This is a genomic window from Streptomyces sp. SID3212 (assembly GCF_009865405.1).
Taxonomy (GTDB): Bacteria; Actinomycetota; Actinomycetes; order Streptomycetales; family Streptomycetaceae; genus Streptomyces.
Genome location: NZ_WWJY01000067.1, coordinates 1 through 20,415 on the forward strand (window position 1 = coordinate 1; position 20,415 = coordinate 20,415).

8 protein-coding genes are annotated in these 20,415 nt (G+C 72.1%); 7 read left to right on the forward strand and 1 reads right to left on the reverse strand.

The window, feature by feature from the left end:
* The 7 genes from GT042_RS02165 to GT042_RS02195 all read left to right on the forward strand — a co-directional run.
* On the forward strand, positions 1-2,444 hold a 2,444-nt coding region (locus tag GT042_RS02165), incomplete at its 5' end, for a CHAT domain-containing protein (RefSeq protein ID WP_161306991.1).
* A gap of 8 nt (positions 2,445-2,452) precedes the next feature.
* Positions 2,453-3,016 (forward strand): hypothetical protein, encoded by a 564-nt coding sequence (locus GT042_RS02170; RefSeq protein ID WP_161306992.1) that lies wholly within the window; start codon positions 2,453-2,455, stop codon positions 3,014-3,016.
* Positions 3,017-3,348: 332 nt separating this feature from the next.
* Positions 3,349-4,203 (forward strand): sterol desaturase family protein, encoded by an 855-nt coding sequence (locus GT042_RS02175; RefSeq protein WP_161306993.1) that lies wholly within the window; start codon positions 3,349-3,351, stop codon positions 4,201-4,203.
* Between the two features lie 98 nt (positions 4,204-4,301).
* On the forward strand, positions 4,302-14,765 hold the full coding sequence (locus GT042_RS38630; protein WP_237530402.1) for a type I polyketide synthase: 10,464 nt from the start codon (positions 4,302-4,304) through the stop codon (positions 14,763-14,765).
* An 82-nt stretch (positions 14,766-14,847) separates the two neighbouring features.
* The gene (locus GT042_RS02185) at positions 14,848-16,512 is read left to right on the forward strand and encodes an NAD(P)/FAD-dependent oxidoreductase (RefSeq protein ID WP_345943656.1); all 1,665 of its coding nucleotides are present in this window, start codon (positions 14,848-14,850) and stop codon (positions 16,510-16,512) included.
* Between the two features lie 59 nt (positions 16,513-16,571).
* Entirely contained in the window at positions 16,572-18,215 is a 1,644-nt protein-coding gene (locus GT042_RS02190; protein WP_161307004.1) for an NAD(P)/FAD-dependent oxidoreductase, read from the forward strand.
* Positions 18,216-18,253: 38 nt separating this feature from the next.
* Positions 18,254-19,498, forward strand: coding sequence for a cytochrome P450 (locus tag GT042_RS02195; protein WP_345943654.1), 1,245 nt, complete (start codon positions 18,254-18,256; stop codon positions 19,496-19,498).
* 89 nt (positions 19,499-19,587) lie between these two features.
* Here the strand turns inward: GT042_RS02195 and GT042_RS02200 are convergent, their stop codons facing one another.
* On the reverse strand, positions 19,588-20,274 hold the full coding sequence (locus GT042_RS02200) for a class I SAM-dependent methyltransferase (RefSeq protein WP_161306995.1): 687 nt from the start codon (positions 20,272-20,274) through the stop codon (positions 19,588-19,590).
* Positions 20,275-20,415: the final 141 nt, after the last annotated feature.

The following is a 20,415-nucleotide window of genomic DNA, read 5'->3' on the forward strand; positions in this document are numbered from 1 at the left end:
GGGTGGTGTACCTCCAGAACCTGGCCGTCAACCTCTACATGCGCTACCAGAGCGGCGGTGACCTCCAGGACCTGTTGACCGCCACCCGCTACATGAGGGAGGTCAGCGCCATCCTCGACGGCGGCGACACGCGGGTGTCCCACGACCTCTACCTCATCGAGCGGGACCGTCCCCACCTGGAACACTCCCTGGCCCAGCTCCAGTTCATGCTCGCCGTCATCTCCCGCTCCGAGCCGGGGATGGCGGCGGCCGTCGAGTCCGCGCGCCGTCTGCGGGACGGGATCGACGAGGACGATCCGGAGCGCCTGCGACTGGACGCGGACTTCGGCCTGATGCTGATGGTGCGTTCCTTCCACGGCGGTACGGCGCGGGACCGCCTCGACGGACTCCTCCTCATGGTGGAGACGGCGGAGGCGCTGCCCGAGAACCATCCCGAGCGGCCCAGGCTGTTGCTGCGGACCGCCAGCGCGCTGCTGGTGACGTCGTTCTCCCCGTACAACAGACGGGGTGCCGAGGCGGCGGAAGGGATGTTGCGGGAGGTCATCGACGCGGCGGCGCCGAAGAGCCAGGAAGGCCTCCGGGCAAGCGGGTTGTACGCGATCCTGTGCCACAGCCGCTTCCTCCACGGGCGCGTCCCCGCCGACGCGGACCGGGCGATCGAGGTGGCCCGCGCGGCCCGCGCGCAGATGACGGACCGGGCGCCGTCCCCCGTGAGCGCCCTCCTCGCGGACGTCCTCGCCGATGCCCTGAGAGCCCGCTCGGCGCCGGGTGACGACGAGGCGGGGCGTCGAACGGGCGTCACCGGACTGCGCGAGGCGGCCACGGTCGTACTGCTCCAGGCCGCCGCGGAACCGGCGCTCCAGATGGCCCGTACCGCCTCCCACCGGGCACTACAGATCGCCCGGTGGCATCTGGCGGACGGCGATCTGGCCGGTGCCGTGGAAGCCCTGGAGCTGGGGCGCGGCCAGGTGCTGCACGCCTCCACGACCACCGTCGACGTGCCCGCGCTGTTGCGGGAGGCCGACCGCGCCGACCTCGCGGAGGAGTGGGAGGGCGGGGGCGCGGTCAGGGCACCGGACACGGCGGACCTCACCCTGCTGCTGGAGGGGCCGGGGTCGCTGCTGGGCACGCTCGACGAGGGGGCCGAGCTGCCGCTCCCGGACGACCTGCGGCAGCGTGCGCTCACCGTGCTGGCCACGTCCCGGGCGGGGACGGCCCTGATGCGCCCGCCCACGTCCGACGAGATCGCCGCCACCCTGCGCCGGGCCGGGGCGCACGCGCTCGTCTATCTCCTGCCGCCCGGCGACGGCGGGGGCGGCACCGCGGTCGTCGTCACCGCCGACGCCACCGTCGGGACCGTCGACTTCGGTCTGCTGCGGCACGACAGCCTCGACGTGCTGGCGACCTACCGGCAGGCCCACCGCCACCGCCAGGACGCGCTGGACCGGTCCACGGACCCGGACGTCCATGACGCGGCGCACGCCCGCTGGCGCTCCGCGCTGGAGGAACTCTGCGACTGGGCGGGCCCGGTGGTGATGGCCCCGCTCGCCCGCTCGCCCCTCATCCGGGAGGCGGGCCCCGAACCCCACCTGGTCCTGGTCCCGTTCGGCGACCTCGGCGGCATTCCCTGGCACGCCGCTCTCCTGAGCAGCGGCCTGCGCCGGGGTGGCCGGCCGGTACGCGCCGTCGAGCGCCTGACCCTCTCGTACGCGGCCTCCGCCCGGCAGCTCCAGGAGGTGCTCGGCCGCCCCCGGCTGCCGCTCGACGCCCGTCCGGTGATCGTCGGCAACCCGGACGGCACCCTGCCCGGCGCCAACACCGAGGCCCGGCACCTCCACACCGCCCTCTACCGGCAGGGCCTGCTGCTCGGCACAGGGCGCCGGGCGGCCGGGCCGGGTACCCCGGCCGAGGTCCTGGCCGCCCTGCCGGGCCGGCGGGGGGCCGGGGCGTCCGTCCTCCACTTGGCCTGCCACGCCCGGCCGTCGGGCAGCTCTCCCCTGGACGCGTGTCTGTTGCTGGCGGCCCCCGAGGGCGGAAGCGGACAGTTGCCCGTCCGCGAGATCCTGCGCCAGGCCCGGGGCCGCCCGCCCGGCACCCCCGGCGGCCTGGTGGTCCTCGACGCCTGCGTCAGCGACCACACCACCGACGACTTCGACGAGGCCCTGACCCTCTCCACGGCGTTCCTCGCCGCCGGGGCCACCGGGGTCGTCGGCTCGCGCTGGGAGGTGCCCGACGGCCTCACCGGTCTCATGATGTACGTCTTCCACGACCGCCTCCGCAAGGGCGCCGCTCCCGTACGGGCGCTGCGTGAGGCGCAGTTGTGGCTGCTGGACCCGGACCGCGAGGTCCCCGGGGACATGCCGCGCGCGGTGGCCGACATCCTGCACGACGGCGATCCGGCGGCGCTGGAACTGTGGGCGGCGTTCTCCTGCCAGGGACACTGAGGGAGGCCATGATGGATTCGGCGGTGGCGGGCCTGCTGGCGGCCGTGGTGGGAGTGGGCGGCGCGCTGGGCTCGGCCTGGCTGACCCAGCGCCGCGGCGAGGCGTCCCGCCGAGCGGAGCAGGAACACCTGGAACGCACCCGTCTCGCCGAACTCGCCTCCCAGCGACGGCAGTCGGACCTGACGAGCCGCAAGGCGGCGTACACGGAGTTCAACGCCGCCGCGCGCCACTACCTGGCGACCCTGAACGACCACACGCACGTCCTGCGGCCCGGCTCGGCGGACTCGCGGGAATCGCTGCACGCGGTCGACACGGCCCGCGCCGAGTACCGCCGCCGGTACGCCGAGGCGCAGATGCTCGCGCCGGACGCGGTGCTGGCCGAGGTGCGGCGGGTCAACGCCGGCCTGGGGGCGGTCTACGGCGCCCTGGCCCGTCTCACGCGGGGCACGGCGCGCGAGGGCGAGGACGTGGCCGCCGCGCGGGCCGGGATCGCGACGTGCTGGGCGGACCTTTCACGGATGCGCGCGACCATGCGCGCCGACCTGGACGTGACCGGCCCGTCCCCGGCGTGAGCGCTCGTACGCGCTCGTACGCACTTGTGCTCGCTTTTACACACTCGTACCCGAAGGGCGCGAAGGACGCGAAGGGCGCGAAGGTCACGGACGGCCGGCCGCGAAGCCGCGCATGTCAACGTGTCGCGAAATATGTGCGGTTGAGACGGGTTTCGGGTGTGCGCCCCGGGGGCGTGCGGGGTGCGGGATGTGCGCTGGGGGCATCGTGCGCCGGGGTGGTGGGCATTGCTTTCCGTGTTCATCAAACTACATACTGTAATCGCCTCTTTGGCTTTTCGTCCGCCGGGAGCGCTCTCGTACGTGTCCCCTCCGTCACCTTGAAGAGGAGTGCCATGCCCCGGCTAACGCTGCGAGATGTACTGGCTGTGGCCGCCCAACCCCTTCTGCTGCTCGCCGCCGTCGCCGTCTTCGTGCCCACCGTGTGGCGCGGATGGGAGCCCGGCGTCGCCACCTTCCTCTTCCAGTTCGCGGTGCTCGGGCTGCTTCTGGTGCTGGAGCTGGTGATTCCGTACAACCCCGCGTGGCGGCCGGAGCGGCGGGAGTGGGGGCACTACGCGGTGTACTACGTCCTCACCGCCGCCGGGGGCGCGCTCGGGCAGAATCTGGTGCTCCTGGCCGTCGGCGCGGTGGCGAATCCGTATCCGGTGCTTCCGCTGTGGGGGGAGATCCCGCTCGCGCTGCTGCTCGGCTCCCTCGCGAGTTACGGGGTGCACCGGGCCGGGCACACCTACGCGTGGCTGTGGCGGCTGCACGGGGTGCACCATGTGCCGGACAAGGTGAACGTCGGCAACAACAGTGTCAATCACGTGGCCGACGTCGTCATTTCGCAGGGGTTCGTCCAACTGGCCCTCGCGCTCGTCGGATTCTCCGAGCGCGCGGTCTTCGCGGTGGGCCTCTTCGTGGTGGCGCAGGGGTACTTCGTGCACGCCAACGTCCGCGTGCGGCTGGGGCCCCTGAACCATGTCCTCGCCGGTCCCGAGCAGCACCGGCTGCACCACAGCACCGATCTGGCGGAGGCCGGCCACTACGGCTCCGACCTGTCCGTATGGGACCGGCTCTTCGGTACGTTCACCTGGCGCCCCGGTCGGGAGCCGGCGGCGGTCGGACTGGCCGATCCCCGCACCTTCCCGGACACCGGTCGCATCCTCACCACACTCGTCCACCCCTGGCGCCGCTCCGCCGGGTGACGGGCTGTCCCACCCGCCCCTCTGATTCTTGTCCGTTCACGTTCGTACGGCGCGCCGCTCCTTTCGCGTGCGCCTGTTTGGCGACCCAAGGAACGATCATGTCAGCACAAGCTCGTACGTCCCCCTCGGCCACTGCCGCACAGCCCGCGACGCCCGTAACGCCCGCATCGCCCGCGACACCCCCCGAGAAGATCGCCGTCATCGGCATCGGCTGCCGCTTCCCCGGCGGAGCCAATGACCACCGCTCCTTCTGGCGCAACCTGGTCGAGGGCAAGGACTGCATCACGCCGACGCCCGCCGACCGGTACGACGCGGCGGGCCTGGGCAGCAGGGACAAGGCCAAACCGGGCCGGCTCGTCGGCGGGCGCGGCGGATACATCGACGGCTTCGACGAGTTCGACCCGGCGTTCTTCGGCATCAGCCCCCGCGAGGCGCATGCCATGGATCCGCAGCAGCGCAAACTCCTCGAGGTCGCCTGGGAGGCGCTGGAGGACGGCGGGCAGAAGCCGGGCGAGCTGGCGGGGCGGGACGTGGGGGTGTTCGTCGGGGCGTTCACCCTGGACTACAAGATCCTTCAGTTCTCGGATCTCCGCTTCGACACCCTCGAAGCCCACACGGCGACCGGAACGATGATGACGATGGTCTCGAACCGTCTCTCGCACTGCTTCGACTTCCGGGGCCCGAGCCTGTCCATCGACTCCGCGTGCAGTTCCTCCCTCGTGGCGGTGCACCTCGCCTGCGACAGCCTGCGACGCGGCGAGAGCGCGCTGGCCCTGGCGGGCGGCACGCTGCTGCATCTGGCGCCGCAGTACACCATCGCCGAGACGAAGGGCGGCTTCCTCTCGCCCGAAGGCCGTTCCCGGACCTTCGACGCCGGAGCCAACGGCTACGTACGGGCGGAGGGGGTGGGGATCGTGGCCCTCAAGCTTCTTACGGACGCGGTTCGCGACGGTGACCCCATCCACGCCGTCATCACGGAGACCGGGGTGAACCAGGACGGCCGTACCAACGGCATCACCGTCCCCAGCGCGGACGCCCAGACCGCGCTCATCGAGCAGGTCTGCGCGCGGGCCGGGATCACCCCGGGCAGCCTCCAGTACGTGGAGGCGCACGGCACGTCCACCCCGGTGGGCGACCCGATCGAGGCGAACGCGCTGGCGCGCGCCCTCGCGATCGGCCGTGAGCCGGGGGCCGCGTGCTACGTCGGTTCCGTCAAGACGAACATCGGGCATACGGAGTCGGCGGCCGGAATCGCGGGGCTCATCAAGACCGCGCTCAGCCTCGAACACCGGCTGATCCCCCCGCACATCAACCTGGAACACATCAATCCGGCGATCGATCTGGACGCCGCGCCGTACGGGATCCCGGACCGCGTCACTCCCTGGCCCGCTCACGAGGGGCCGGCCCGCGCGGGCGTCAACTCCTTCGGTTTCGGGGGCACCAACGCCCATGTGTTGCTGGAAGAGGCGCCGGGGTTGCGGGAGGAGGCGCCGGCGGCTGCCGTGGAGGGCCTTCCCGCGTCCGTTCCCGGGCGGCGTTCCGGGGCCGGCGGGCTTCCGTTCGCGGTGCTGCCGCTCAGTGCCCATGACGCCTCCGTACTCCCGAAGCTGGCCGAGTCCGTACGAGCGGACGTGACGGCCCAGGGAGAGGGCGCGGGTCCCTCCCTCACCGACGTCGCCCACTCCCTCGCCTGCCGCAGGCAGCACCACGACGCCCGGCTGTCCGTGGTCTACGAGACGCGGGAGGATCTGGACCGGGCGCTGACGGCGTACGTACGGGGCGAGGAGCATCCGCGCGTGCTGCGCGGGCGCCGCCGCGAGGGGCAACAGGATTCGCCCGCCTGGGTGTTCACCGGCATGGGGCCGCAGTGGTGGGCCATGGGGCGGGAGCTGTTCACCGCCTCGCCCGTCTACCGGGAGGCCGTCGAGGCCGTCGACCGGGAGATCGCCGCGCAGGCCGGCTGGTCGCTGACCGCCGAGCTGAACGCCGACGAGGACGTCTCCCGGATGGCGCAGACCTGGCTCGCCCAGCCCGCCAACTTCGCCGTCCAGGTCGGCCTCGCCGCCCTCTGGCGCGCCCAAGGGGTCCACCCGGCGGCGATCGTCGGCCACAGTACGGGCGAGGTCGCCGCGTTCTACGAGGCCGGGGTCTACAGCCTGCGGGACGCCGTACGGATCGTCCTGCACCGCAGCCGCCTGCAGCACCGGCTCGCCGGTACGGGCACGATGCTGGCCGTCGGTCTGCCCGAGGCCGAGGCGTCGCGGCGCGCGGCGCCCTTCGGGGACCGCCTGTCCGTCGCCGCCGTGAACAGCCCCGGGGCCCTGACCCTGGCCGGGGACCGGGCGGCGCTCGCGGCGTACGCGGAACCGCTCCGGGCCGTGGGGGTGTTCACCAAGTTCCTCGACGTGGAAGTCCCGTACCACAGCGCCGCGATGGAGGAGATCAAGGCCGAGCTGCTGTCGGAGCTGGCCGGGATCGAACCGCGTCCTGCCCGGGTGCCCCTGCACCTCACCGGCCGGAAGGGACGGGCCGAGGGGCCGGAGCTCGACGCGGGTTACTGGTGGGACAACGTCCGTGACACCGTACGGTTCCGCGACGCCGTCGACGCGCTGCTCGACGACGGGCACCGTACGTTCCTGGAGATCGGGCCCCATCCGGTCCTGGGGCACTCCATCAAGGAGTGCTTCGCCGCGCGTGAGACCCACGAGGGTGCCCCCCTGACCGAGGTCGCGTCCGGAGCGGGGGGCCCGCACCAGAGCGTGACCGCGCTGCCGTCGATCCGCCGTGCCGAGGGCGAGGCGCTGCGCTTCGCCACGTCCCTGGCCGCGCTGTACACCCTCGGCTGCGACGTCGACTGGGAGGCACTGCACCCGCGCGGGCGGTGGGTGCCACCGCCCCGGTATCCGTGGAAGCGGGACCGGTACTGGACCGAGCCCGCGTCCGTGGCGCAGGTCAGGCTGGGCCAGGTCGACCACCCGCTGCTGGGCCGGCGCCTCGCCACCGCGGAGCCCGCGTGGGAGGTGGCGCTGGACGTGGAGACCACGCCGTACCTCGCCGATCACCGCATCCAAGGAAGGACGTTGTTCCCGGCGGCGGGTTACGTCGAGATGGCGTACCAGGCGTTACGCGCCCTGACCGGTGGTACGGACGCGGAGTTGGCGGACGTCGAACTGCGCAAGGCCCTCTTCCTGTCCGACGACGCCTCCCGGGCGGTCCAGTTGTCGCTCTCCGCGCAGACCTCCGCCTTCACCGTGGCGACCGGCGGCGACACCCCGGCCGTCCACGCGTGTGGCGTGGTGCGCGGTGGTACGTCGCCCGCTCGCACCGCCGCGTTGGACGGGACGGCGATCCGGGCGCGGGCGGACGGGCGGCTGGACTCCGCCGCGTGTTACGAGACGCTGAGCGCTTCGGGGTACGAGTACGGCCCCGCGTTCCGGGGCATCGCGGAGGTCTGGCGGACGGGGGGCGAGGCGCTGGCGCTGATCCGGCCGCCCGCGTGTGTCGGCGGTGCCGAGGGGGCCGGGGGCCACCATGTGCATCCGGTGCTGCTCGATGCCTGTTTCCAGACGCTTCTGGTGGCTGGGCTCACGGGCGCGGACGCGCGGTCCGGGGACGCGGGATCCGGGGACGCAGGATCCGGTGGCGTGGGATCCGGGGGCGGGATGCTGCTCCCGCTCAGCATCGACGCGGTGCGTACGGCCCCGGTCGGCGACCAGGCTCTGTGGGCGCACGCCACCGTCACCCGGCGGGCGGGAGACGAACTCGTCGGTGACATCGCCCTCTACACGGAGGACGGCGAACCGCTGGGGTATGTGCGCGGCTTCCGCGCCGCCGACGTGGAACAGGCCTCCGCGACGGTGGGCGTTCCCACCATCGACAGCTGGCTCGCCGAACTGACCTGGACGGACGAGCCGTTGGAGGGCGACCGGGACGACGCGCCACGCGGTGACGCCCCGGACACGGAAGCGGCCCAGAGCCCGCCGGCCTCCGGCACCTGGCTGCTGTTCGCGGACAGACCCGGCGGGGTGGCGGACCGCCTCGCGGCGCTCGCGGCCGAGGGGGGCGCGCGATGCCACCTCGTACGGCCGGGTGACGGCTATGCGTTCGACCGGGACGGCCGGGATTCCCGGGTGGTCCCGGGCGACGCCGACGACCTCCGCAGGCTGCTGGCCGACCTTGCCGCCGACGCCGCCGGAACCGGCGGTCCAGCCCTCGACACCGTCGTCCACCTGTGGAACCTGGATCTGCCCGCCCTGGAGGACACCGGGCGCGGAGACCTCCACGCGCACAGCACGCTGGGCGCCTACTCCGTGGTCACCCTGGCGCAGGCCCTCCAGGACACCCCGGACCGGTCCGCCGCGCCGGCCGCCCTGCACCTGGTGACCCGGGGAGCCCAAGCGGCCGTCCCGGAAGACCGGGTGGAACCACTCGGCGCGCCGGCCTGGGGCATCGGCCGCGTGCTCCGCCACCAGGAACTGACCGCGCACGGGGGAAAGCTGATCGACCTGCCCCTCCCTTCGCCGGACCTCCTCCCGAACGGACCCGGGTGGGAGCCCCCACAGGCCACCGAGCCACGGGCCGACGCGGAAACGCGCGGCAACACCGAGGCCCGCGCCGCCATCGTCCCCCAGCGCCCCCACCCCGACACGGGGACGCGGGGCGCCACCTGGACACCGGGCGAGGCCGGGACACGGGGCGAGGCCGGAACGCCGGCCCACGGCAGCACACCGGCCGACGCCGGGACGCCCGCCAACGGCAGCACACCGGCCAACACCGTGGTCCACGCCACCACGGGAACGCGATCCGACGCGGCAGCGCAGGGCACCGCTCGGGAGCGAGTCAACGCCGGCACGAAGCACCCGCACGACACCAGGGCACAGGCCCACGCCCAAGCCCGACCGAACGCGGGAGCCCGGGCCGGCACCGGAACGCACGGCGACACCGGCGCGCAGGCCGACACCGAGGTGCGGTACGACACCAGCGCCCAGGACGACGCGCAAGCCCGAGCCGACACCGAGGCGGAGACCGACACCGAAGCGAACGCCGACGCGGAACCGCGGGCCGACACCGGCGCGCAGGCCGACACCTCGGCGGGCAGCGACGCCCACCGGGCAAGCACCGCAGCTCCCGCCGGCGTACACGCCCAGGCCGACGCCGCCGCGCTTCTCCGGGAGATCCTCGCCCCGGCCGTGCCCGGGCGGATTCAGGACGAAGTCGCCCTGCGGGGGCGGCGGCGGCTCGTCAGTGGGCTTTCTCGGGCCACGGGGCTCACGCGGCCCTTTCCGCCCCGGTTGCGGGCCGACGGGGCGTATCTCGTCACCGGGGCGTTCGGGGCGCTGGGCAGGCTGCTGTGCCGGTATCTCGTGCGGCGCGGGGCCCGGCATCTGATTCTCGTCGGGCGTACGGAGCTGCCCGACCGTGCCACCTGGCGCGGCCTCGGTCCGGGGTCCCCGGCAGCCGGCGCCGTGCGCTTCGTCAAGGAGCTGGAGGCCCTCGGCGCCCATCCCGTGCACGCCGCCCTCGACATCTCCGACGAGCGCGCCCTGGCGTCCTGGCTGGCCGCGTACCGGGACCGGGACGCTCCCCCGGTACGGGGTGTCTTCCACCTCGCCGGGCACGTACAGGACACGCCGGTGCAGGGCCTGGACCGGGCCGCGTTCGACTCCGCGTTCGACCCGAAGGCCGCAGGAGCCTGGCTTCTGCACCACCACCTGCGCGACGAACCGCTCGACCACTTCGTCCTCTTCGCCTCCGTCGCGTCCCTGCTCACCACCACCGGACAGGCCAACTACGCCGCGGGCAACGCCTTCCTCGACGCCCTGGCCCACCACCGCAGAGCGCGCGGGCTGCCCGCGCTCAGCCTGGACTGGGGGCCCTGGGCGACCGGCATGATCGAGGAGCTGAGCCTGGTCGAGCACTACCGCGCCGTCCGCGGCATGAGCTCGCTCTCCCCCTCCACGGGCATGGCCGTCCTGGAACGGGTCCTCGGCCAGGACCGCGCCCAGCTCCTGATCGCCACCGTCGTGGACTGGAAGACCTTCCTCGCCTGGTACCCCTCGCCGCCCCCGCTGGTCAGGCGGCTCGCGGCCGAGGCGACGGCCCCCGCCACCCCCGGCGCGACCGCCACCGGCAGCGGCGCGCCCGACGAACAGAGCGCCTACCTGGACCGCTTCCGCGCCGCCGCCGGCGACGAGGAGCGTGCCCGGCTCGTCGCGGACCGCTTCCTCGGCTGCGCGTCGTCCGTCCTGCGGATGAGCAGGGACCAACTCGACCTGGACACGGGCCTGGGCACGTACGGCATCGACTCCCTCCTCGCCATGGAGCTGCGCGCCCGGGTCCAGGCGGCGACCGGCGTCGCGCTCCCGGTCGTCGCGCTGCTCAGCGGGGCGCCCCTGCGCGAGCTGACCGCCCAACTCCTCGCCGGGACCGAGGTACTTGCCTCACAGGCGGGAAGCGACCCGGGCGACGACGCCGCGGTGGAGGTCCACCAGGACCCGTCCCGGCATCCCCTGACGCAAAATCAGAAAGCCCTGTGGTTCCTGAAGCAGCTCCACCCGGACGGCTTCGCGTACAACATCGGCGGCGCCGTCGAGGTCCGTACCGACATCGACCCCGGGCTGATGGCCTCCGCCGTACGCGCCCTGGTGGCCCGCCACCCCGTCCTGCGGGCGAACTTCGTGATGGAGGACGGCCGGCCGCTCCAGACCGTCTCGGACGCTGTCGAGCCGGACTTCGAGGTCTTCGACGTCGAAGGCATGGAGTGGGAGGGGATCCGCGAGCTGATCGTCGAGGAGTACCGCAGACCGTACGACCTCGCGCGTGACCGCCTGATGCGCTTCCGGCTGTTCCGGCGCGGGCCGGACCGCTGGGTGCTGATGAAGGCGGTCCACCACATCGTCTCCGACGCGATCTCCACGTTCACCTTCATCGAGGAACTGCTCGCCCTGTACGAGGGCATGCGCACCGGCCAGGTGGTCGAACTGCCACCTGTCCGGGGCCGGTACGTCGACTTCCTCAACCGGCAGAACAGATTCCTGGCGTCCCCGGACGCCGACCGCATGCTGGACTACTGGCGCGGCGCGCTGCCCGCCGAGGTCCCCCCGCTCACCCTCCACACCGACGCGCCGCGCCCGCCCGTACAAACCCACAACGGTGCCTCGGAGTTCTTCGTCCTCGACGCCGAACTCAGCGCCCGCGTGCACGCCTTGGCCCGCGCGCACGACGTGACCGTCTTCACGGTGCTGCTGTGCGCCTACTACCTGCTGCTGCACCGCCACTCCGGTCAGGACGACATCGTCGTCGGCAGCCCGGTGACCGGGCGCACGGACGAGGACCTGTCGTCCGTGTACGGCTACTTCGTCAACCCGCTCCCCCTGTACGCGAACCTCGGCGGCGACCCGACCGTCGCCGACCTCCTGGCCCAGGTCCGCGGGACGGTGCTCGGCGGGATCGACCACCAGGAGTACCCCTTCGTCCTGCTGGTCGAGAAGCTGGGCCTGCAACACGACCCCAGCCGCTCGGCGGTCTTCCAGGCGATGTTCATCCTGCTCGCCCACAAGGTGTCCTCGCAGCAGTACGGCTACCACCTCGACTACATCGAACTCCCCGAGGAGGAAGGGCAGTTCGACCTCACGCTCTCGGCGTACGAGGACGAGTCCGAGCACCGGTTCCACTGCGTCCTGAAGTACAACACCGACCTGTTCCGGCCCGAGACCGCCCGCCGGCTGGCCGGGCACTACCGCAACCTCCTGGAGGCGCTGACCCGTACACCCGGCGACCGCCCGGTGGCGGGGCTCGACATGCTCGGCAAGGACGAGCGCCACGAGATCCTGCACGGCCCGGCCGCCAGGGGCCGGGTGCTGGCGCCGGAGCCACCGGTGCACGAGCTGTTCGTACGGGCGGCGGAACGTACCCCGGACGCGGTCGCGGTCACGGTTCCCGCCGCGACTCCGGGCGGGGAGGCCCGCCACCTGACCTACGCGGAGCTGGAGCGGGCCTCCGGCGTGCTGGCCCGGCGGCTGCGGGCCCGGGGGGCGAGCGGCGGGGTCGTCGCGGTGTGCCTGCCGAAGTCGCCGGAGCTGATCGTCGCGCTGCTGGGCGTCCTGCGCGCGGGGGCCGCCTACCTGCCCCTCGACCCCGGCCACCCGGCGGAACGGCTGGCGTTCATGGCGGGCAACGCGGACGCGCGCCTGGTCCTCACCGACCCGGCGGGCGCCGGGCAACTGGAGCTACCCGGAGTGGAGTTCCTCACCGACGTCATGGCGGAGGCCCCCGAAGACCCGGCGGACCAAGCCGAAGCCGGAGCCAGCGCCGAAACCGACGCCCCGGCCCCCGCCACCGACACCCCCGAGGACGCGCTCGTCGGCCCGGACACCCTCGCGTACGTCATCCACACCTCCGGATCGACGGGCCGCCCCAAGGCCGTACGGGTCTCCCACGGCGCCCTCGCGGCCCTCGGCGCGGCCTGGCGCGAGGAGTACGGGCTGGGGCCGGAACCAGGACGAGGACCGGAACCAGGACACGGGTCGGAACCAGGACACGGACCGGAATCAGGACGAGGACCGGACTCCGCACCCCGCATCCACCTCCAGATGGCCGGCGTCTCCTTCGACGTCTTCACCGGCGACCTGGTCCGCGCCCTGTGCTCCGGCGGCCGGCTCGTCCTCGCCGACCGCGAGCTGCTCCTCAACACGGCACGGCTGTACGAGGCGATGATCACCGAGCGCGTCACCTGCGCCGAGTTCGTCCCCGCCGTGGTCCGCGCGCTGATGGCCCACTGCGAGGAGGGCGGCCACCGGCTGGACTTCATGCGGCTGTTGATCGTCGGCTCCGACACCTGGAAGGTCGCGGAGTACGAGCGGCTGCGCGGCCTCTGCGGCCCGGACACCCGGGTGCTCAACTCGTACGGACTGACCGAGGCCACCGTCGACAGCGCCTGCTTCGAAGGACCTACCGACGGTCTCGACCCGAACAGCACGGTGCCCATCGGCGGACCGCTGCCCAACTGCGTCCTGCACGTCCTCGACGCCCACCGGCAGCCCGCACCGACCGGGGTCACCGGCGAGCTGTGGGCGGGCGGGGCGGGCCTCGCCGAGGGGTACGCCGGAGACCCGGAGCAGACCGGCGAACGGTTCGTCACCCTCACCCTGGACCGGGGCCCGGACGCGGTCCCCGAGCGGCTCTACCGCACCGGTGACCTGGCGCGCAGGGACGCCCGGGGCCGCATCCACCTGCTCGGCCGCGCCGACGCCCAGATCAAGCTGCGCGGCCACCGCATCGAGCCGGGCGAGATCGAGTCGCTGCTCACGGCGCTCCCCGAGGTCGCCGACGCCTACGCCATGGTCAGGACCGACGTCGGCGGCGAACCGGCCCTCTGCGCCTACGTGGTACGGGTCCCCGGCACCGCCCCCGACCCGCGCGCCCTGCGCCGCCACCTCGCCGCCCACCTGCCCACGTACCTCATCCCGGCCCGGCTGCACACGCTGGACGCCCTCCCCCTGAACGCGAACGGAAAGGTGGACCCGGACGCCCTGCCCGCGCCCGCCGCCGAGTCCGCGCAGGAGCACCACGAACCACCCGTGACGCTCTACGAGGAACGGGTGGCGGCCCACTGGAAGGCGGTGATCGGCCTCGAACAGATCGGCCTGCACAGCGACTTCTTCGACTCCGGCGGCAGCTCCATCACGCTCATCGAGCTGATCCACCGCCTCCAGAAGGAGTTCGGCATCGCCATCCCGGTCGGCCTGCTCTTCAAGGTGACCACGCTGCACGGCATGGCCCGTACGGTCGAGGACATCGTCACCGGCCGGGTCTCCGGCAACCTCTCCCACCTGTCCTTCAACACGGGCGCGGGACCGGTCGTCTTCTGCTTCCCGCCGGCCGGCGGCCACGGGCTCGTGTACCGCCACTTCGCCGCGCACCTCCCCTCGTACGAGCTGATCGCCTTCAACCACGTCGACGGCGACAAGAGCACGCGCTACGCCGACCTCGTGGAGTCGCTGCGACCCGAGGGCCCCTGCCTCCTCCTCGGCTACTCCCTGGGCGGCAACCTCGCCTTCGAGGTCGCCAAGCGGCTGGAACAGCGGGGGCGCGAGGTGGCGCATGTCGTGATCATGGACTCGTACCGCATCGAGGAGCGGTACGGCATCTCCGACGAGCACACCGAGGCGTTCGAGCGCGAGCTGCGGGACCACCTGCGCCGCCACACCCACTCCGAGACGGTCACGGCGCAGACCCTCGAACAGGCCAGGGACTACCTGGAGTACTGCGGGCGCACCCCGAACCACGGATCGGTCGCCGCGACGGTCACCGTGATCTCCGACGAGGCGAAGGTGGCGTTCTACGCGGCCGGGCAGCGCGGCAGTTGGCACACCACCTCCACCACCGCCAGCCGGCTGGTGCGCGGCGCCGGCCTGCACGCGGAGATGCTCGACGAGAAGCCCGCCGAGCGGAACGCGGCCCTGGTGCTGTCCGCGCTCGGCGACCCCATCGCGACCGCGCCCCGGCAGCGTTCCGCTTCCGTGGACGACGGCAACACAGACAGGGAACTCCATGGCGCGTGACAATCCGGCGGTGCGTGGCGACGCGACGGCACCTGGAAACGCGACGGTGCCCGGCAACCCCACGGTGCGTGAGAAGAGGCCGGTGTGGGAAGCGCGGGCCTCACGGGCCGCGGCAGCCGGCCGTACCCCCGGAGACCCACCCCGGGTGATCATCATCGGCGCGGGCATCGGCGGCCTCTCCACCGGCTGCTACGCGCAGATGAGCGGCGCCGAGACCCGTATCTTCGAGCGCCACGTCGTGCCCGGCGGCTGCTGTACGGCATGGGCGCGCGAGGACTACATCTTCGACTACTGCATCGAGTGGCTCACCGGTACGGGGCACAACAACGACGCCAACCGCCTCTGGCGGGAACTCGGCGCGCTCGACGGCAAGTCGATCGCGAACTTCGAGATGTTCAACACCGTCACGGACGAGACCGGCCGCTCGGTCACCTTCTACAACGACCCCGACCGCCTCGAAGCGCACCTCCTGGAGATCTCGCCGGCCGACGCCCGCCCGATCCGGGCGTTCTGCCGTGACCTGCGGCGCTTCATCCGCGTCAACCACTATCCCTTCCTGACCCCGCCGCCCCTCCAGTCGCCGCGCGAGAAGCTGGCCACCCTGCGGGCGGTCCTGCCCGCCTTCGCGCTGTTCTGGCGTACGGCCGTGACCCGGATGGAGAGCTTCTGCGACCGGTTCGAGGACCCGCTGCTGCGGCGGGCGTTCCCGTTCATCTTCTTCCAGGACCACGAGGTCTTCCCGCTGCTGCCGTACCTGTTCAACATGGCGAGCGCGTACCACCTCAACGCCGGTTTCCCCCAAGGAGGTTCGCTGGGCCTGGCCCGCTCGGTGGAGGACCGGTACACGGCGCTCGGCGGGCGGGTCGACTACCGGGCCCGGGTGGAGCGCGTCCTGGTGGAGAACGACCGCGCGATCGGCGTCGAACTGCGCGGCGGGGAACGGCACTTCGCCGACCACGTCGTCTCGGCCTGTGACGGGGTCACCACCATCCAGGGGCTGTTGGGCGGCAGGTATTCGAGTCCGAGGGTCGACAAGCTCTTCGGGATGACCGACCGCCCGGACCTGCTCTACCCGGGCATGGTCTCGGCCTTCGTCGGGATCGACGGCGAACTGGACCCGGACGCCCGGCACAGCACCACGTACCTGCTCTCCGACGAGGACTGCGCGGCGCTGCCGGGCGTCCTCCAGAAGAGCCTCGTCGTGCAGATGCGTTCCCGCTACTCCGACGGATTCGCCCCGCCCGGCAAGTCCGTCGTCCACTGCACGTACTTCAGCGACTACGCGTCCTGGAAGCGGCTGCGTACCACCGACCGCAAGGCGTACTGGGCCCGCAAGCAGGAGGTGGCCGACTTCGTCCGGGGCTTCCTGGAACGGCACCACCCGGGCATCGGCGAGGCCATCGAGGTGGTGGACGTGGCGTCCCCGGCGACCACCGAGCGGTACACGGGGGTACGGGGCGGCAGCATCCTCGGCTGGAAGTCCTTCACGGCGGCGGACGACGTGATCACGGGCCTGATCAACAAGGACCGGATGCGGCTGCCCGGCCTGGCCGGGTTCTCCGTCGCGGGCCAGTGGTTCGCGGGCGGCAGCCTGATCCGCGCCGCCGCGGGCGGCCGGTTCGTCGCCCAGTACCTGTGCAAGGAACTCGGCCTGGACTTCCACGCCTGGGAGAGCGGCGGTACGACGCCCTGGCATCCGGACCAGTTGGGGCGGCTGCCCCAGCTCGAAACACGCAGGGTGCGGTGACGACCGAAGTGAGCACCATGACAAAAGCGGCCACCACGGCGGCCCCCCGCCGAAAGAGCATGATCATCATCGGCGGCGGCCTGGGCGGCCTCTCGACGGGCGCGTACGGCCAGATGAACGGCTACCGCACCCAGGTCTTCGAGATGCACGAGATCCCGGGAGGCTGCTGCACCGGCTGGGGCCGCGGCGAGTTCACCTTCGACGCCTGCGTCAGCTGGCTGCTCGGCAACGGCCCCGGCAACGAGATGCACCAGATCTGGCTCGAACTCGGCGCGCTCCAGGGGAAGGAGATGCGCCACTTCGACGTCTTCAACACCGTCCGGGGCAGGGACGGCCGCACGGTCTACTTCTACTGCGACCCCGACCGGCTGGAGAGCCATCTGCTGTCGCTGTCCCCGCCCGACGCCCGCGCCATCCGGTCCTTCTGCGCGGGACTGCGGAAGTTCATCGCCTGCCTGCCGTCGTACCCCTTCCTCAAACCGGTGGGGCTGATGAGCCGCCGGGAGCGCTGGCGGATGCTGGCCGGCTTCCTCCCGTACTTCAACCTCTTCCGTACGTCGATGTCCGTGCTGATGTCGGACTACTCGGCCCGCTTCAAGGACCCGCTCCTGCGGGACGCCTTCAACTACATCCTGTACGAGAAGCACCCGGGCTTCCCCGTCCTGCCGTTCTACTTCCAGATGGCCGCCCAGGCGCACCGGTCGGCCGGGGTGCCCGAGGGCGGCTCGCTGGGCCTGGCGCGGTCGATCGAACAGCGTTACCTGAGCCTCGGCGGGGAGATCACGTACAACGCGATGGTCGAGGAGATCCTGGTGAGGGACGACCGCGCGGTCGGCGTGCGCCTCTCCGACGGGCAGGAGCACCATGCCGACATCGTCGTCTCGGCGTGCGACGGGCCGCGTACGCTCCTCGATCTGCTCGGCGGGCGGTATCTGGAGGGGGAGTACGCGACCCTGTACCGGGAGACCCTGCACCGGCCCGGCATGGTCTTCCCCGGGTACGCGAGCGTCTTCCTCGGCCTGCGCCGGCCGTTCCCGGACGCCGATCCCACCACCACGCACCTGCTGGACGAGGCGACGGCCTCGCGGCTGACGGGCATCCGGCACCCCAGCCTCAACGTCCAGTTCCGCAGCCGCTTCTACCCCGAGCTGTCGCCCGAGGACACCACCGTCATCTACGCCACGTACTTCTCGGACACGGCCGCCTGGCGAGAACTCGCCGAGGGCCCGGAGCGGCTCAGCCGTCCCCGCAGGGGGGCGGAGCTGCACACGCTCCCGGTCCGGCGCGGCAAGCCGTACGCCCTCGCGAAACGGCGGACGAGGGACGCCGTCGTGGACTTCCTCGACGAGCTGTATCCGGGGCTGAAGGACTCGGTGGTGGTACGGGACACCTGCACGCCCCTCACCCAGATCCGGTACACCAACAGCTTCGAAGGCACCTTCCTCGGCTGGCAGCCCTTCGTGGAGAGCGGCGAGTTGATGGAGGAGCTGGTCAAGAAGAACGGCCCCGTCCTGCCCGGTCTGGAGAACTTCTACCTCTCCGGGGTGTGGGCCACCACGGGCGGCCTGATCCGCGCGGCGGCGGCGGGGCGGCAGGTCATGCAGTTCATCTGCCGGGACGACGGGGTGGACTTCACGGCGTCGGTGGACACGAGCGCGCCGCTGCCGACGCACGTGGACATCCCGGTGGGCCCGCACCACTGAGAGCGACGTGCTCTCCCCCCTTCGAGAAAGGAACATCCGTGACCGTCCCCCCCGATGTCTGCCCGATCGTCCGGGACACCTCCCCGGAGCCCCTCGCGTACCCGTTCTGGACCGCCGGGGGCCTCGGACTGCCCGGCGGTTACGGGCAGTTGCGCGACCGGCCACCCGTACGGGTCCGGCTGCCGTACGGGGACGACGCGTGGCTCGCCAGCAGTTACGAGGACGTGCGCGCGGTCCTGTCGGACCCCCGGTTCAGCCTCGCGGAGGCCGTCCACCGCGACCAGCCCCGTATCGGCCCCATGCCCAGGACCGGCGGGGGCCTCATCGCCCTGGACGCCCCCCGCCACACGCAGCTGCGCGCGCTGCTGTCCAAGGAGTTCACCGCCCGCCGCATCGAGCGCCTCCGCGGCCATGCCGGTGAGGTGGTCGACGGGCTGCTCGACCGGATGGTGGCGGCGGGCCCGCCCAGCGATCTGGTCGAGGACCTGGCCTTCCCCCTCCCGCTGACCCTCATCTGCGAACTCACCGGGGTCCCCAAGGCCGACCGGGCGGGGGTACGGGCCTGGGCGGACGCGGTGACGTCCGGGGGCGTGACCCCCGATGTCGTCCAGCGGCACGCCAAGGACTTCTTCACCCGCATGGGCGACTGGATCGAAGACCGGCGCCGTACCCCCGCGAACGACCTGATCACGGTCCTGGTCCGGGCCTCCGACGACGGCGCCCTGACCGAGGAGGAACTGTCGGGCCTGCTCAACGAGATCCTCATCGGCGGCTTCGTCACCACCACCAACCAGATCGCCAACTTCTTCGCGGTCCTGCTGCTGCCGGGGGAGGCGGGGGCCGGCGGCGCGGACGTACTGAAGGCCGTCCGCACCCGCCCCGACCTGATCCCCCGCGCCGTGGAGGAACTGCTGCGCCTGGTCCCCCTGCTCAACGGCCTCACCCTCCCGCGTTACGCGTCCGAGGACGTGGAACTGGGCGGCGTCCTGATCCGGGCCGGCGAACCGGTCGTGGTCTCCCAGGCAGCCGCCAACCACGACCCCGCCGCCTTCCCGTCCCCCGACCGCCTGATCCTCGACCGCCCGGGCACTCCGCACATCAGCTTCGGCCACGGCATCCACTACTGCCTGGGCGCCCACCTGGCCCGCCTCGAACTCCGGACGACCCTGGAACGCGTGACGACCCGCCTCCCGTCCCTGCGCCTGGCCGTCCCTGAGAAGGAGCTGCACTGGCGAGACAAAGAGTTCTTCAGCGGCCTCCGCTCACTGCCGGTCACCTGGTGACGAGCCACTGGCACTCCAACGCCGGCACGCGAGCGGTGGCAGAGGCGGCGGACCTCTGCCACCGCCACGGGATGCCGGTGGTGGGACGTTCAGAGTCTGCGGGCAGTGATCAGAAGAGTGCTCGGAGTGTGGGCGTGACGCGGGTTTTTAAGCTCTTGGGCACGAGAGAGTCGGAAACCCGCGTAGGCAAGGGTGGCTGCCCACTGGGGTACGTCGAACTCCCAGCGCGCCAATGCACGGTGGGTGCCGTCCGGTAGAGCTAGGAAGTCAGTTAGAGCGCGGCCGAGCGCGGGCCGACGGCCTGCGCGTTGAGGGTGGGGGACCGAGAAAACCAGAGGTCGGTGTTGGTTGAGTCGCGCGCGGATAGCGGGCAAGAGGACGTCAGGGTCGACAAGTCCGACGGCGCCGAAAACGGAGTACACCCCGTCGAACCGCTCAGTACCGTGCCGAAGGAAACGCAGTGCATCGCAGGTAAGAAAGGAGACGCCAGGCAGGTGCCCATAGTGGTCTCGGGCGCGGCGAATCTGAAGATCGATCATGTCGATGGCAGTGACATGGGCACCCTCGCGGCCGGCCAGGTATGCCGCATTGCGGCCGGCGCCACAGCCGAGCTCCAGGAGTTTGCGGCCTCGCACATCTCGGACGAACGCCTCGGTGCCCGGACCTGTGCCGGGGTAGGTGCCCCACTCCAGGCGCGGTGGTGGCAACAGGGAGCCACCCGGCTCGTCGGGGGACTGTCTTGCGTAGGCGTACCAGGGAGAGGTCAGCGTGATCATGCACGTCTCCGAGAACGATGGTGGGGGCTTGCGAACGGGGTGTCGCAAACCAGCGACAAAAGGGGAAAGACACCGGCGTTCAGCCGCTCGGTCGGGGAGTGGCCACCGGGGGCCCGGGCCGGGCATCGGTGACAAGGCGCG

Bases quoted from the DNA above. Each gene is read 5' to 3' on its own strand.
- GT042_RS38630 (WP_237530402.1), top strand. From the start codon at position 4,302: ATGTCAGCACAAGCTCGTACGTCCCCCTCGGCCACTGCCGCACAGCCC.
- GT042_RS02170 (WP_161306992.1), top strand. From the start codon at position 2,453: ATGATGGATTCGGCGGTGGCGGGCCTGCTGGCGGCCGTGGTGGGAGTG.
- GT042_RS02200 (WP_161306995.1), bottom strand. From the start codon at position 20,274: ATGATCACGCTGACCTCTCCCTGGTACGCCTACGCAAGACAGTCCCCC.
- GT042_RS02175 (WP_161306993.1), top strand. From the start codon at position 3,349: ATGCCCCGGCTAACGCTGCGAGATGTACTGGCTGTGGCCGCCCAACCC.
- GT042_RS02190 (WP_161307004.1), top strand. From the start codon at position 16,572: ATGATCATCATCGGCGGCGGCCTGGGCGGCCTCTCGACGGGCGCGTAC.